The 13,278-nt window shown below is 69.5% G+C and carries 14 protein-coding genes; 3 read left to right on the top strand and 11 right to left on the bottom strand.

All coding sequences use genetic code 11. The features are described 5' to 3' along the window. Positions 1 to 174: 174 nt before the first annotated feature. Complete coding sequence (locus tag BLR95_RS02840; protein ID WP_092615049.1) at positions 175 to 1,389, top strand: TsoY family (seleno)protein; 1,215 nt, start codon at positions 175 to 177, stop codon at positions 1,387 to 1,389. On the opposite strand, the gene BLR95_RS02835 is transcribed toward BLR95_RS02840, so the two are convergent. From BLR95_RS02835 to BLR95_RS02785, 11 genes are all read right to left on the bottom strand, one after another. Next, positions 1,386 to 1,826 (bottom strand): molybdenum cofactor biosynthesis protein MoaE, encoded by a 441-nt coding sequence (locus BLR95_RS02835; protein ID WP_092615046.1) that lies wholly within the window; start codon positions 1,824 to 1,826, stop codon positions 1,386 to 1,388. The two genes, BLR95_RS02840 and BLR95_RS02835, sit on opposite strands and share 4 nt — an antisense overlap. 9 nt (positions 1,827 to 1,835) lie before the next feature. After that, entirely contained in the window at positions 1,836 to 2,087 is a 252-nt protein-coding gene (gene moaD / locus BLR95_RS02830; RefSeq protein ID WP_092615043.1) for a molybdopterin converting factor subunit 1, read from the bottom strand. Next, a complete protein-coding gene (pgsA, locus tag BLR95_RS02825) occupies positions 2,084 to 2,686 on the bottom strand; it encodes a CDP-diacylglycerol--glycerol-3-phosphate 3-phosphatidyltransferase (RefSeq protein ID WP_092615040.1) in 603 nt (200 codons plus the stop codon). Before pgsA ends, moaD begins: the two co-directional genes overlap by 4 nt. 109 nt (positions 2,687 to 2,795) lie before the next feature. Continuing rightward, a complete protein-coding gene (gene uvrC / locus BLR95_RS02820) occupies positions 2,796 to 4,688 on the bottom strand; it encodes an excinuclease ABC subunit UvrC (RefSeq protein WP_092615036.1) in 1,893 nt (630 codons plus the stop codon). Positions 4,689 to 5,270: 582 nt separating this feature from the next. Then, a complete protein-coding gene (locus BLR95_RS02815; RefSeq protein ID WP_092615033.1) occupies positions 5,271 to 5,696 on the bottom strand; it encodes a dihydroneopterin aldolase in 426 nt (141 codons plus the stop codon). Between the two features lie 43 nt (positions 5,697 to 5,739). Continuing rightward, on the bottom strand, positions 5,740 to 6,552 hold the full coding sequence (locus BLR95_RS02810; protein WP_092615030.1) for an SDR family oxidoreductase: 813 nt from the start codon (positions 6,550 to 6,552) through the stop codon (positions 5,740 to 5,742). A 4-nt stretch (positions 6,553 to 6,556) separates the two neighbouring features. Beyond that, complete coding sequence (locus tag BLR95_RS02805; protein ID WP_092615027.1) at positions 6,557 to 7,537, bottom strand: calcium/sodium antiporter; 981 nt, start codon at positions 7,535 to 7,537, stop codon at positions 6,557 to 6,559. Between the two features lie 64 nt (positions 7,538 to 7,601). Then, complete coding sequence (locus tag BLR95_RS02800) at positions 7,602 to 8,036, bottom strand: CBS domain-containing protein (RefSeq protein ID WP_092615024.1); 435 nt, start codon at positions 8,034 to 8,036, stop codon at positions 7,602 to 7,604. A gap of 4 nt (positions 8,037 to 8,040) precedes the next feature. Then, the gene (locus BLR95_RS02795; RefSeq protein ID WP_092615021.1) at positions 8,041 to 8,391 is read right to left on the bottom strand and encodes a P-II family nitrogen regulator; all 351 of its coding nucleotides are present in this window, start codon (positions 8,389 to 8,391) and stop codon (positions 8,041 to 8,043) included. Further along, positions 8,388 to 9,221, bottom strand: coding sequence for a DUF1538 domain-containing protein (locus tag BLR95_RS02790; RefSeq protein WP_218119457.1), 834 nt, complete (start codon positions 9,219 to 9,221; stop codon positions 8,388 to 8,390). The genes BLR95_RS02795 and BLR95_RS02790 overlap by 4 nt, the downstream gene beginning before the upstream one ends. After that, the gene (locus tag BLR95_RS02785) at positions 9,218 to 9,958 is read right to left on the bottom strand and encodes a DUF1538 domain-containing protein (RefSeq protein ID WP_092615018.1); all 741 of its coding nucleotides are present in this window, start codon (positions 9,956 to 9,958) and stop codon (positions 9,218 to 9,220) included. The genes BLR95_RS02790 and BLR95_RS02785 overlap by 4 nt, the downstream gene beginning before the upstream one ends. A gap of 215 nt (positions 9,959 to 10,173) precedes the next feature. Here BLR95_RS02785 and BLR95_RS02780 point away from each other — a divergent pair, with 215 nt between their 5' ends. Together BLR95_RS02780 and BLR95_RS02775 are read left to right on the top strand one after the other, a co-directional pair. After that, a complete protein-coding gene (locus BLR95_RS02780) occupies positions 10,174 to 11,784 on the top strand; it encodes a phytoene desaturase family protein (RefSeq protein ID WP_092615016.1) in 1,611 nt (536 codons plus the stop codon). Positions 11,785 to 11,822: 38 nt separating this feature from the next. Then, positions 11,823 to 13,184 carry a glutamine synthetase family protein gene (locus BLR95_RS02775; protein WP_092615013.1) on the top strand — a complete coding sequence of 454 codons (1,362 nt, stop codon included), beginning with the start codon at positions 11,823 to 11,825 and terminating at the stop codon, positions 13,182 to 13,184. Positions 13,185 to 13,278: the final 94 nt, after the last annotated feature.

The raw sequence follows: 13,278 nt of genomic DNA, 5'->3' as shown, positions 1-13,278 counted from the left end.
CCGTTCGCCTCGCCCCTGCCGGTGGGCCATCATACGCGCCGTGCAACCCCCGTCGAGGAGATTGCCCGTCAACCACCTTGCGTTTCGTCAATTTCAGTTCAGGTTTTTCTAATATATACCGCTTCCCAGGGTACCGCGCTCCCCGTCCCGTTCCAAGCCCTGGAGGATTTCCCCATGCCGCTGCGCCGCAACCTGCGCCAAGGCTATCACCCCTCGCTGTTCCTGGCCGCCCTGGGCAACGGCGGCCTTGCCGTATCGTTCTTCATGTACCTGTTGTTCCTGGTCCCGCGCCCCAAGGGCACGCCGATCCCCACCTTCGACACCCTGTGGCCGGTGCTGACCGGCGATCCCGTGATGGGCGGGCTGATCGGCGCGGCGGCGCTGGGCATCCTGGTCTTCGCCTTCCGCCACTATCGCCTGCTGGCCTGGAACCTGAAGGAATACGCCCTGTTCAAGCAGACCGAGGCGTGGCACCACCTGAAGCAGGGCAACGGCGAGGTGTCGCTGATGGCCATCCCGCTGACCCTGGCGATGACCGTCAACGTCAGCTTCATCCTGGGCGCCGTCTTCGTGCCCGGGCTGTGGTCGGTGGTCGAGTGGCTGTTTCCGGGCGCCCTGGCCGCCTTCGCGGCGATCGCGGTGTACGGGGTGCGGCTGTTCCTCGACTACTTCGGCCGCATCATCGTCGAGGGCCGCTTCGACCGCAGCCAGAACAACAACCTGAGCCAGTTGATCGCCATCTTCGCCTTCGCCATGATCGGCGTCGGCTTCGCCGCCCCGGCGGCGATGAGCAGCGTGCCGGCCACCTCGACCATCGGCGCCGTGCTGTCGATCTGCTTCCTCTCCGGGGCGCTGCTGCTGGCCCTGGTCAAGACCGTCACCGGCTTCCAGGACATGATGGCCCACGGCATCAGCGAGGAAGGCAGCCCCAGCCTGTGGCTGATGATCCCCATCCTGACCGTCTCGGTGATCGCCCTGGTGCGCATCAACCACGGCCTGGCGGTGACCTTCGGCAGTCATCCGGCGCCGGCCGGCACCCTGGTCCTGATCACCGCCCTGATGGGCGTGCAGCTGGTCTTCGGCCTGCTCGGCCTGACCGTGATGCGCCGGCTGGGCTACTTTCGCGACTATCTGCGGGGCGACAAGTACTCGCCGCTGTCCTTCACCCTGATCTGCCCCGGCGTCGCCCTGTTCGTGGTCGGCAACTTCTTCGTCCACCTGGGGCTGATCAAGACCGGGCTGGTCGACAAGTACTCGCTGGTTCATCTGGCCCTGATGCTGCCCCTGGTCTACGTCCAGTGGAAGACCATCGCGACCAACGAAACCCTCACCCGCCGCCTGCTGAAGGTGGGCGGCGGGGCCGAAAAGGTGGTCGGGCAAGCGGTCTAACCGGCCCCACCGCGCGGCGGCGCCAGCCAGTGGCCGGCGCCGTCGGCCCGGTGGACGTACTTCCAGAACGGCACCTCGGCCTTCAACCGGTCGATCAGGAACCGGCAGGCGGCGAAGGCGGCGTCGCGGTGCGGCGCCCCGGCCAGCACCAGCACGATCGGCTGGCCCAGGTCGACCCGCCCCACCCGGTGCACCACCAAAAGGTCGAGATCGGCGCCATGGCGGGCCCGCGCCGCCCCGGGCAGGGCCTCAAGGCGCCGCTCGGTCATGCCGGGATAGTGCTCCAGGGTCAGCGCCACCACGCCGTCGTCGGCCCGCACCTGGCCGAGGAACGAGACCACCGCCCCGTTGCCCGTCCGCCTCCCCTCGAAGGCGGCCCACTCGGCCATCGGGTCGAGCGGCTCGGCCGACAGGCGGGTGAGGGTGAGCCCACTCATGGCGCCGCCTCAGCCGCCGGTGATGGGCGGAAAGAAGGCCACCTCGGCCGCCCCGGCCAGGGGGGCGTCGAAGCCCACGTGTTCCTGATCCAGCGCCGCCCGCAGCCGGGCCGGCTCGCCCAGCGCCTGGGCATGGCCGGGGCCCCGGGCGCACAGCCAGCGGCGCAGGTCGTCGACGCTCGCCACCTCGGGCGGCGGGCTCACCGTCTCGGCGTCCTGGCCGATGGTGGTCCGCACCCAGGCGAAGTAGAGCACCTTCACGCCGCCGACTCCCCGGCCTCGCCCCCATCCTGTTTCATGTCCTGGGCCCGCATGTGGCTCAGCCCGGCCTTCAGGTAGTCGTGCCCGGTGACCACCGTCAGCCCGGCGGCGGCCCACAGCAGCACCTCGCCCAGGGCCTGCACCGGCAGCCAGCCCAGCCCGGCGTGGTCGCCGACGATGAGCACGCCAAGCGCCGTCATCTGGGCCGTGGTCTTCCACTTGGCGAGCCGGGTCACCGGCATGCCGACCCGGACCTCGGCCAGGAACTCGCGCAGGCCGGAAACCAGGATCTCGCGGCACAGGATGATGATCGCCGGGATGAAGGAATACGGGCTCAGCATGCCAAAGGCCGGCAGCAGCAGCAGCACCGCCGCCACCAGCAGCTTGTCGGCGATGGGGTCGAGGAAGCGCCCGAAGGCCGACACCTGGTTGGACCGGCGGGCCAGCCAGCCATCGAAGAAGTCGGTGATGGCGGCGGCCACGAACAGGGTCAGGCAGACCCAGCGCGCCTCCGGTCCCGACACGTAGAAGGTGGCGATGACCAGCGGAATGACGGCGATCCGCGACAGGGTCAGAAGGTTGGGCAGGCTGTACATGATCCCCCCGGAGCATCGGCAGACAGGGCCCGGATCGTAGTCCCCTCACCCGCTTCCGGTCACCGCCTTTTTTCAATTCGCCGACCGGCTCGGTTTTCAATTCGCCGCCCGTTCAATCCCCGCCATGGAAATGATTGTGCAGACGCTCGGCCAGGGCCCGGCTGATGCCCTCGATGCCGGCCAGATCGTCGATGCTGGCGGCGGCCACCTCGCGCGCCGAGCCGAAATGGTTGAGCAGGGCCCGCTTGCGCCGCGCCCCGATGCCGGGAACGCTGTCCAGCGGCGAGCCGGTCAGCGCCTTGCCCCGTTTGGCCCGGTGGGTGCCGATGGCGAAGCGGTGCGCCTCGTCGCGCAGGCGTTGCAGCAGGTAGAGGACGGGATCGCGCTCGGGCAGGGTGAAGGGCGCCCGGCCCGGCAGGTGGAAGGTCTCGCGGCCGGCGTTGCGGTCCGGCCCCTTGGCGATGGCGGCGACGGCCAGCGGGCCCTCCGGAGCCACCGCGATGCCCAGCTCGTCGAGCGCCTTCAGCACCGTCGAAAGCTGCCCCTTGCCGCCGTCGATCAGCACCAGATCGGGCCAGTGGCCGCGCTGGCGGTCGGGGTCCTCCTTCAAGACCCGGCTGAAGCGGCGGCGCATGACCTCGGCCATCATGGCGAAGTCGTCGCCGGCCGCCCCCGGGTCCTTGATGCTGAAGGTGCGGTAGTGGGCCTTCTCGAAGCCCTCCGGCCCGGCGACGATCATCGCCCCGCCGGCGTGGCGGCCCTGGACGTGGCTGTTGTCGTAGACCTCGATGCGCGCCGGGGGGGCCGCCATACCCAGCTTTTCGGCCAACTGGGCGAGCAGCTTCTTGTGCGCCGTGGTTTCCGCCAGCCGGCGGCCCAGGGCCTCGCGGGCGTTGGTCTCGGCGTGGGCGACCAGACGCCGCTTGTCGCCCCGCTCCGGGCGGCCCAGGCGCACCTTGCGCCCGGCCCGCAGGCCCAGCGCCTCGGCCAGCACCTCGGGCTGGGCCGCCGGGTGGCTGAGCAGGATTTCCGGCGGCGGCTCGTAGCGGGCGTAGAACTGGCCGAGGAAGGCGGCCAGCACCTCCTCGGCCGGGGCCTCCGGCGGGTGGCTGGGGTAGAAGGCCCGGTTGCCGAAGTTCTGCCCGGCGCGGAACAGGAACACCTGCACGCAGGTCTGCCCACCGGCCTGATGCAGGCCGATCACGTCGGCGTTGCCCAGACGTGGCAGGTTCACCTCCTGGCGCGCCGTGATGCGGGCCATCGCCTTCAGGCGGTCCCGGCAGTGGGCGGCGGTCTCGAAATCCAGGGCCTCGGCGGCGGCCTCCATGCGGGCCACCAGTCCGTCCTGGATGCGCTGGCTGGCCCCGGTCAGGAAGGCCCGCGCCTCGGCCACCAGGGCGGCATAGTCCTTTTGGTCGATGCGCCCGACGCAGGGCGCGCTGCAGCGCTTGATCTGGTACATCAGGCACGGCCGGGCGCGGTTGGCGAACACACTGTCCGAGCAGCTGCGCAGCAGGAAGGCGCGCTCCAGGTGGCCCAGCGTCTCGTTGACCGCGCCGGCCGAGGCGAACGGCCCGAAATACTCGCCGGCCCGCTTGCGGGCGCCGCGATGCTTGACGATGCGCGGCCAGTCGTGATCGCCGGTGATCAGGATGTAGGGGAACGACTTGTCGTCGCGCAGCAGGATGTTGTAGCGCGGCTTGAGCTGCTTGATCAGGTTGGATTCCAGCAGCAGGGCCTCGGCCTCGCTGGCCGTGGTCACCACCTCGAGGCTGGCGGTGCGGGAGACCATGCGCTGCAGGCGCAGCGGCAACAGGGCCGGCCGGCTGTAGCTGGGCACCCGGCGCTTGAGGTTCTTGGCCTTGCCCACGTACAGCGCGTCGCCCGCCGCATCGAGCATGCGGTAGACCCCGGGGCTGTCCGGCAGGGTGGGCAGGACGCGGCGGATCACAGCCACCCCGGCGGCGAGGCTGCCGTCAACGGGAGGTGGCGCGGGGTCGGTCATGACGGTTTTCTGAACTCACTTGAACGGGAGCCGGGCCAGCGCAACATGGGTCAGCGGCCGCGATGGCGAAAGAGGGTGTTTTCCAGGCCCGCAACGGGCCGTCACGGATCCAGGCCCGCGACGGGCCGCCACAGAAAGGTCGTCGGGCCGTCACATCCCTACTTCTTCCGGATAGGACACGGCGACTCGGAAGATATCCACCAAACCTGTGGATAACTTTGTTGAGAAGACGGGACCGAAGCGGTCAGAGGCGCGGAAGTCCGGGCTCCGCACCCCCCTGCCTACTTTTTGAGCATAGCTGCTAATCTATTGTTTTTGCTGTATTTTGAGGGAAACTGGTGACACAGGTAACGGGCAACAGGAAAATCGGCTTGACACGCTTTGACGAATCGCAGGCCCCCCCTGCCCTGTGAACAACTCGGCCGGTTTGGCGGTATGGCAAGGGATTTTCCGCCTCTTGCCAAGACATTATCCAGTTGGCGGACACTCATCCGACACACCAGTGCCGTCGCGACGACACCGCGCCGTCACGACACCGTCGCAGAACTGACGTCGTTCTGTATTCAGGCGCTGGCGGTGGACTTACCGGACCGGATTGAAGCGCTCGATCTCCACCCCGGCGCTGAAGGCATCGGGGAAGACCTCCAGCTTCTCGATGCGCACCCGGGCCGAGTGCACCCGGGGGTCCTGCAGGCACAGGTGGGCGATGCGCTCGGCCAGGGTCTCGACCAGATTGACGTGGCCGTCGTCGAGAATGGCCCGAATGCGCTCGGCGACCATCTCGTAGCACACCACGTTGGCCAGATTGTCGCCGATCTGGTCGGGCTGATCCTCCCACACCGCCAGATCCAGGTTGATGCGCACCCGCTGCGGCCGCTCGCGCTCGTGGGCGTGCACACCGATCCGGCAGGGGCGTTCCAGGTCGCGCAGGAAGACATGGCGCAGCCCGCTGCGGGCATCGGCGATGCGCAGCGGCTGGACGACGGTGTTCTTGGGCATCGGGGACATGGCGACCTGACCAGTGGAAGGAAAACGGTGGGGGATGGGCCTGCTACTCGTCGGCGCCGCGCCGGGGATCGCCCTGGGCCCACCCCAGGTGCTGACCCCCGTCCAGCGCGATCATCTGCCCGGTCAGCGCCGGCGCATCAAGGATAAAGCTTAAGGCCCGGCAGATTTCGTCGGGATCGGTGCCGCGCCTCAGCGGCACGGAGTCGCACTGGGCCTCGAAGGCGGCGCGGTCCTGGCGCGGGCTGGGCAGGGTCGGCCCCGGGCCGATGGCGTTGACCCGCACCCTTGGGGCCAGGGCCAGGGCCAGGGTCTGGGTCAGCGTCCACAGGCCGGCCTTGCTCAGGGTATAGGTGGTGAAATAGGGCGTCAGGTTCCAGACCCGCTGGTCGATGATGTTGACCGCCAGCCCGCCCGAACCCTCGGGCAGGCGCCGGGCCATCTCCTGGATCAGCACGAAGGGGGCGCGCAGGTTGGTCTCCAGATGGGCATCCCAGTCGGCGCGGGTGCTCTCAAGGGCGGTGTCCCACTCGAAGCGCGAGGCGTTGTTGACCACCAGCCCGACCGGCCCCAGCGCCGCCTCGGCCGCCGCGACCAGCCCCACCACCTCGTCCTCGCGGGCCAGATCGGCGGCCAGATGCACCGCCCGCCCGCCGTCCCTGGCAATGCGCTCGGCCAGCCCGGCGGCCTCCGCCTCGGCCGCCCGGTGGTGCAGCGCCACCGCCCAGCCGGCGCCCGCCAGATGGCTGGCGATGGCCCGCCCGATGCGCCGCCCGGCCCCGGTGACCAGGGCCACCCGGGGCACCGGGGCGACCGGCCGGGCACCGGTGACGGAGGGAGAGTGGTCCGCGTCGCTCATCGCCTCAGCCGATCACCTTGTCCACGCCCACATACAGCAGGGTGATGTAGGCCCCGTAGGCAAGCAGCAGGCCACCGCCCTCCAGGCGCCCCAGGTTGCGCCCGGTGAGCATCAAGGGGATCACCAGCACCGCCGAGGCGAGCATCACCCAGACGTCGAAGGCCATCACCTGGGCCGGCACCGGCACCGGCACCACCACCGCCGTGGTGCCCAGGATGGCCAGGATGTTGAAGATGTTGGAGCCCAGCACGTTGCCCACGGCAATATCGGTGTGCCCCTTGCGGGCCGCCGCGACCACGGTCGCCAGCTCGGGCAGCGAGGTGCCGATGGCGATCATCGACAGGCCGATCACCTCTTCCGGAATGCCAAAGCCAAGGGCGATCACCACCGCCCCGTCGACCAGCAGGTCGGCCCCCCAGACGACCGCCGCCAGACCGACCAGCACCGCGCCGGCGATCATCCACAGGGGGCGCTGCTTGAGGCCCTCCAGTTCCTCCACCTCGTGCAGGTGGGCTTCGGCGGCGGCGGTGTCGCGCCGCCCCTGCCAGTAGGAAAACAGGATGAAGGCAAGCAGCAGGACCAGCATCACGATGCCCTGCCAGCGGGGCACGGCGCCGCTGCTCATGGCGCCAATGGCCAGCAGGGTGACCAGCACCATGATGCCGGCGTCGCGCAGGAAGCTCCGGGGCTCGGCGTGGACCGGCTTGAGGAGCGCCGCGCAGCCCAGGATGAGCAGGATGTTGGCGATGTTGGAGCCGACCACGTTGCCGATGGCGATGGCCGGCACGCCGCTCAGGGCGGCGTTCAGGGAGACCACCAGCTCCGGCGCCGAGGTGCCGAAGGCAACCACGGTCAGTCCGACCACCAGCGGCGAGATGCCGAGGCGCTCGGCCAGGGCGACCGAGCCGCGGACCAGCACCTCCGCCCCCACCGGCAGCAGGATCAGGCCGGCGACGAACATCACGTAAGGCAGGATCGCGTCCATGGGCAGGGGGACTCTCCGAACTCGGGCGAGGAATGATGGGCGCGACCCCCCGGGGGGCTTGGGATCAGTCGCCCGCCAGCGTCTTGGCCGGCGGGTCTTCGGGCAGCCCCAGCAGATGGGCCAGGGTCAGGTCGCGCATGGTGACGATGCCGGCCAACTCGCCCTTGTCGAGGACCAGGGCCCGCGAGACGCGGAACTGGGTCAGCATCCTGAGGGCGTAGCGGATATCCATGTTGGCGCGCACCGTCAAGACCGGCTTGCTCATCACCTCGTAGACGCTGACCCGGTGCGGCGGCCGATTGCTGGCCGCCACCTTGGTGGCGATGTCGGAGATGACCACCAGGCCGTACTCGTCCGACTCGAAACGCTTGTTGATGACCACCGAGCTGACCCCGCGCTGGCGCATGGCGCCCAGGGCCTCGCTGACGGTGGCCAGACCATCGACGATCAGGGGCGGGTTCATGACCCGCGAGACGGGGGTGAAGGTCTTGTCGGGCATGGCTCTAAAGCTCGTCCTTGTATTCGGAGGAGATGGTGCCGATCTGGCTCGACAGCCCGACCGCGTCCTCGATGTCGAGCATGAAGGCGATGCCGGTGCCGGGCTTCTCCTCGAACGCCCCGACCTCGGCGATGGTTTCCAGGATGGTGCGGCTCATGTGCTCCTCGACCAGGGTGAGGATCATGTCGCGCGCCCCGGACAGATCGAGCCCGAGGAAGGTCTTGGCCTTCTTCAGGCCCTCGCCCCTGGCATTGGTCAGCACCGTGCAGCCGGTCGCCCCGTTCTCGCGGGCCGCGGTGACGATGCTTTCGGTCTGGTCGTCGTTGACCAGGACGATGATCAGCTTGAACTTCATGACGGCGCCTCCGGAGAGCTGGGCGGAGCGGACGGGGACTTGGTTGCGCGGCGGGCCCTCAGGCGGGCCAGCAGGTGGGCCATCTGGGCGTAGCCCATCACGGTGATCATGGGAAACAGGCAGGTCAGGGCAATCATGCCGAAGCCATCGAGCAGCGGCGAGCGCCCCGGAATGACCGAGGCCAGCCCCAGGCCCAGGGCGGTGACCAGGGGCACGGTGACGGTCGAGGTGGTGACGCCGCCGCTGTCGTAGGCCAGCGGGATGATGGCCTTGGGCGCCAGCAGGGTCTGCACGATGACCACCGCGTAGGCACCGATGATCAGATGGTGCAGGGCCAGCCCCTCGATGATGCGCAAGGTGCCCAACGTCACCCCCATGGAGGCCCCGGCGGCCACCGCCAGCCTGAGGCCGCCGGCCCGGATGGCGCCACCGGACACCTCCTGCACCTTCAGCGCCACGGCGATCAGGGCCGGCTCGGCGATGGTGGTGGAAAAGCCGATCAGGGCGGCGAACAGGTAGACCCAGCCGTAGTCGCTCCAGGTTGCCAGTTCGGGCACCAGGCCCAGGAAATCGGGCGAGGTGAGCTGGGTCGCCATCAGCCGGCCGAGCGGGAACAGCGCCTTTTCCAGGCCGACCAGGAACAGGGTCAGGCCGATCACCACATAGATGAAGCCGGCCACCACGCGGCCGATGTTGGGCACCTTGCGGCGCAGGATCAGGTACTGGAAGCCGAACAGCACGCTGGCGATGGGCACCACGTCGAGCAGCGTGCCGGCCAGGGTGTCGGCCAGGTCTTCCAGCCAGTCGAGGGCGGTCTGCTCAAGCGTCACAGGATCACCATGCCGTAGACCAGGACGAAGATCATCGGGGTCAGGCTGGCCAGGGCGATCAGCCCGAAGCCGTCGATCATCGGATTGCGGCCGCTGATCGAGCTGGCCAGTCCCACCCCCAGAGCGGTGACCAGCGGCACGGTGATGGTCGAGGTGGTCACCCCGCCGGAATCATAGGCGATGCCGACGATCTCCGGCGGCGCGAAGAAGGTCAGGGTGACGACGATCAGATAGCCGCCGATGATCAGCACCTGGAGCGGCCAGCCCAGGGCGATGCGGATCACCCCCAGGCTGATGGCGCTGCCCACCGACAGCGCCACCACGTAGCGCAGGCCCTGGGCGTAGCCGTCGCGCGCCGCCTCGGTGTCGGGCAGGGCGCCGGAGCCGGCGGCCGCCCGCGCCGCCTCGTCGGCGACCGCGATCAGGGCTGGCTCGGCGATGGTGGTGCCAAAGCCCAGGGCAAAGGCGAAGGCGAGCAGGATCAGCAGACTGCCCCGCCGGGCAAAGGCATGGGCCATGGTCTCGCCGAGCGGGAACAGGCCCATCTCCAGCCCCTGGACGAAAAAGGCCAGCCCCAGCACGACCAGGGCCAGCCCACCCAGGATCGGCCCCACCCCGCCGGGGAACGGCTGTTGCAGCACCGCCAGTTGGAAGAAGGCAATGACGGCGACAATGGGCAGAAGGTCGCGCGCCGCGTCGCGCAACAGTCCGGCGAAGTTGCGAAAGGAGTTCGTCATCTCGGACCGGGCGAAGGAAGGACCGCCTCATGGTCCCCAACTCGGCGCGCGAAGTCAATCGCTGGCCGGCCCCTCCATCGGCCGGCCGATCCGCTCCCTGGCGGCGGGCTCATGACGACCCGGGCGGTCAATATAATTGACGCAAGATAATTGACGCAAACGACACAACGCCCCACTCTACCGGCGGCCATCACCAGTCCCGGAGCCCCAGCGCCATGCCCGCCGCCCCCACCCAAACCGATATCCTGGTCATCGGGGCCGGCCACAACGGCCTGACCACGGCCGCCTATCTGCTGGCCGGCGGCCTGTCGGTGACGGTGGTCGAGGCCCGTTCGGTGATCGGCGGCGCCACCCTGACCGAGGAATTCCACCCGGGCTTTCGCAATTCGGTGTGCAGCTACAGCGTCAGCGTGCTGCACCCCAAGGTCATCGCCGACCTCGAGCTGCACCGCCACGGCCTTGAGATCATGGAGCGCAGCTCGGCCGGCTTCGTGCCCCTGCCGGGCGGCGACGCGCTGTTCCTGGCCCGCGACATGGCCGCCGCCAAGGCCGAACTGGAGCGCTTCGCCCCCGGCGACGGGGCGGCCTATGAAAGCTTCTCCGAAGAGCTTGCGCGCGGCGCCAAGGTGCTGCGCCGCTTCCTGCTCGACCCGCCCCCCAACCTGGGCGGCGGGCCGGCCGACCTGTGGCGGCTGCTCAAGGCGGCCGGGCGGATGGGCCGCCTGTCGACCGCCGATCAGGCGCTGATGGCCGAACTGTTCACCAGCTCGGCCGGGGATTTCCTCGACAAGCGGCTGAACGGGGCGCCGGTCAAGGGCCTCTACGGTTACGCCGGCGTGGTCGGCAGCCTGACCAGCCCCTACGCGCCGGGCTCGGCCTATGTGCTGCTGCACCACAGCTTCGGCGAGGTGAACGGCAAGGTCGGCGCCTGGGGCCACGCCCGCGGCGGCATGGGCGCCATCGCCCAGGCCATGGCGGCGGCGGTGGGCGAGCGCGGCGGCACCATCCGCACCGACAGCCCGGTGCGCGAGATCCTGACCGACAAGGGCCGCGCCTCGGGCGTGGTGCTGGTCGACGGCACGGTGCTCAAGGCGGGCGCCGTGGTCGCCGCCATCAATCCCCAGCCGCTGTTCCTCGACATGGTCGACCCGGCCCTGCTGCCGGCCGATTTCCGCCGCCACATGGGCGGCTACCGCAACCGCTCGGGCACCTTCCGCATGAACGTGGCGCTCGGCGAGTTGCCCGACTTCACCGCCCGCCCGGGCACCGCACAGGCCGAGCATCACACCGCCTCGGTGGTCATCTCGCCGTCGCTGCGCTACCTGGAAGACGCCTACGACAATGCCAAGCACGGCGGCTGGGCCAAACGCCCGGTGATCGAGATGAACATCCCCTCGACCATCGACGACAGCCTGGCCCCGCCGGGGCGCCACGTGGCCAGCCTGTTCTGCCAGCACTTCCACCCCGACCTGTCGGAGGGGCGCGACTGGGACGACGTGAAGGAGCAGGTGGCCGACCTGATCCTTGACACGGTCACCGAGTACGCCCCCAACTTCCGCAACGCGGTGATCGGCCGCCAGGTGTTGAGTCCCAAGGACCTGGAGCGCGACTTCGGGCTGACCGGGGGCGACATCTTCCACGGCCAGCTCGACCTGGACCAGTTGTTCAGCCTGCGCCCCGCCCCGGGGTACGCCGACCACCGCACCCCCCTGCCCGGCCTCTATCTGGCCGGCTCGGGCACCCACCCCGGGGGCGGCGTCTCCGGGCTGCCCGGACACAACGCCGCCCGGGTGATCCTCAAGGACCTCAAGCGCCGCCGCGCCTGAGCCTTCCCCTCCCTTAAGAAAAGCCAAGCGACCCGACAATGATCGAAAGAGCCGACCCCAGCGAGCTGGATGCCTTCCTCAAGGCCCATCCCGACATCGAGTACGTGGACGCCCTGCTGTTCGACCTGTGCGGCATCGTGCGCGGCAAACGTTTCCCGCGCCACGAGGCAGCCAAGCTGTTCACCTCGGGCATGCAGATCCCGCGCTCGATCTACCTGCTCGATGCCGCCGGCAACAGCAACGATCCGCTGGGCTACGGCTTCTCCGACGGCGACCCGGACGGCGACGCCTTCCCGGTGCCCGGCACCCTGGCCCCCATCCCGTGGGCCAAGGTGCCCGGCGCCCAGGTGCTGATGACCATGTTCGATGCCAAGGGCGGGCCCGAGGAAAAGGACCCGCGCGGCGTGCTGGCCGGGGTGGCCGACGTGGTGCGGGCCGACGGCCTGCGCCCGGTGATGGCGCTGGAGCTGGAATTCTACCTGATCGACCGCGAACGGGCCGCCGATGGCGCTCCGCAGGCCCCCATCTCGCCCCTGAGCGGCCAGCGCGACCGGGCCACCCAGGTTTACGGCATGGCCGAGTTGGATGCCTACGGCGACTTCCTGCGCGACCTGGAAGGGGCCTGTCTGGCCCAGCACCTGCCCGCCTACACCGCCACCTCGGAATACGCCCCGGGCCAGTTCGAGCTCAACCTGCGCCACGTCCCCTGCGCCCTGACCGCCGCCGACCACGCCGGCCTGCTCAAGCGGGCGGTCAAGGCGGTGGCCTCCAAGCATGGGTTCGAGGCCACCTTCATGGCCAAGCCGTGGCTCGACCGCTCGGGCAGCGGGCTGCACGTCCACCTCAGCCTGACCGACGACGCCGGAGTGAACCTGTTCCCCGGCGAGGACGGCCGGCCCAGCGACCTGTTGCGCCACGCCGTCGGCGGCCTGAAGGCGACCATGGCCGAGGCGATGGCCCTGTTCGCCCCGTCACTGAACAGCTTCCGGCGCTTCCAGCCCAACATCTATGTGCCGGTGGCGCCGACCTGGGGGCTGGACAACCGCTCGGCCGCCTTCCGGGTGCCCGGCGGGCCGGCCGAGGCGATGCGCATCGAGCACCGGGTGGCCGGTGCCGACGCCAACCCCTACCTGACCGCCGCCGCGGTGCTCGCCGGGGCCCATCACGGGATCAGCGAGCGTCTCGACCCCGGCCCGCCGAGCAAGGGCAACAGCGGCGCCGAGCGCGACCCCGACCTGCCCTTCGAGTGGAACCAGGCGCTCAGCCGTCTGGCCGCCGCCGAGATCATCCCGCGCTACCTGGGCCGCCACTACGTGGACATGTACGTGGCCACCAAGCGGGCCGAACGCACCGCCTTCCTGGAAGGCATCTTCAGCCGGGAGTATGCGTGGTATCTGTAAGGTCCTCGGGTTCACCGGCCGCCGAATAGGCGCAAAAACCTATTCATGGGACCATTGACCTGAGGCCGGAAACCATATACACGTAGAACATCGA

Source organism: Roseospirillum parvum (genome assembly GCF_900100455.1).
GTDB classification, from domain to species: Bacteria; Pseudomonadota; Alphaproteobacteria; order Rhodospirillales; family Rhodospirillaceae; genus Roseospirillum; species Roseospirillum parvum.
The sequence above is the reverse complement of the archived record's forward strand: the minus strand, read 5'-3'. Positions and strand labels throughout refer to the sequence as shown.

Excerpts from the sequence above, each read along its gene's own strand:
- BLR95_RS02810 (WP_092615030.1), bottom strand. The coding sequence starts at position 6,552 with ATGAGCGACGCGGACCACTCTCCCTCCGTCACCGGTGCCCGGCCGGTC.
- BLR95_RS02795 (WP_092615021.1), bottom strand. The coding sequence starts at position 8,391 with ATGAAGTTCAAGCTGATCATCGTCCTGGTCAACGACGACCAGACCGAA.
- uvrC (WP_092615036.1), bottom strand. The coding sequence starts at position 4,688 with ATGACCGACCCCGCGCCACCTCCCGTTGACGGCAGCCTCGCCGCCGGG.
- BLR95_RS02780 (WP_092615016.1), top strand. The coding sequence starts at position 10,174 with ATGCCCGCCGCCCCCACCCAAACCGATATCCTGGTCATCGGGGCCGGC.
- BLR95_RS02835 (WP_092615046.1), bottom strand. The coding sequence starts at position 1,826 with ATGAGTGGGCTCACCCTCACCCGCCTGTCGGCCGAGCCGCTCGACCCG.
- BLR95_RS02805 (WP_092615027.1), bottom strand. The coding sequence starts at position 7,537 with ATGGACGCGATCCTGCCTTACGTGATGTTCGTCGCCGGCCTGATCCTG.
- BLR95_RS02815 (WP_092615033.1), bottom strand. The coding sequence starts at position 5,696 with ATGTCCCCGATGCCCAAGAACACCGTCGTCCAGCCGCTGCGCATCGCC.
- BLR95_RS02800 (WP_092615024.1), bottom strand. The coding sequence starts at position 8,036 with ATGCCCGACAAGACCTTCACCCCCGTCTCGCGGGTCATGAACCCGCCC.
- BLR95_RS02785 (WP_092615018.1), bottom strand. The coding sequence starts at position 9,958 with ATGACGAACTCCTTTCGCAACTTCGCCGGACTGTTGCGCGACGCGGCG.
- BLR95_RS02840 (WP_092615049.1), top strand. The coding sequence starts at position 175 with ATGCCGCTGCGCCGCAACCTGCGCCAAGGCTATCACCCCTCGCTGTTC.
- BLR95_RS02775 (WP_092615013.1), top strand. The coding sequence starts at position 11,823 with ATGATCGAAAGAGCCGACCCCAGCGAGCTGGATGCCTTCCTCAAGGCC.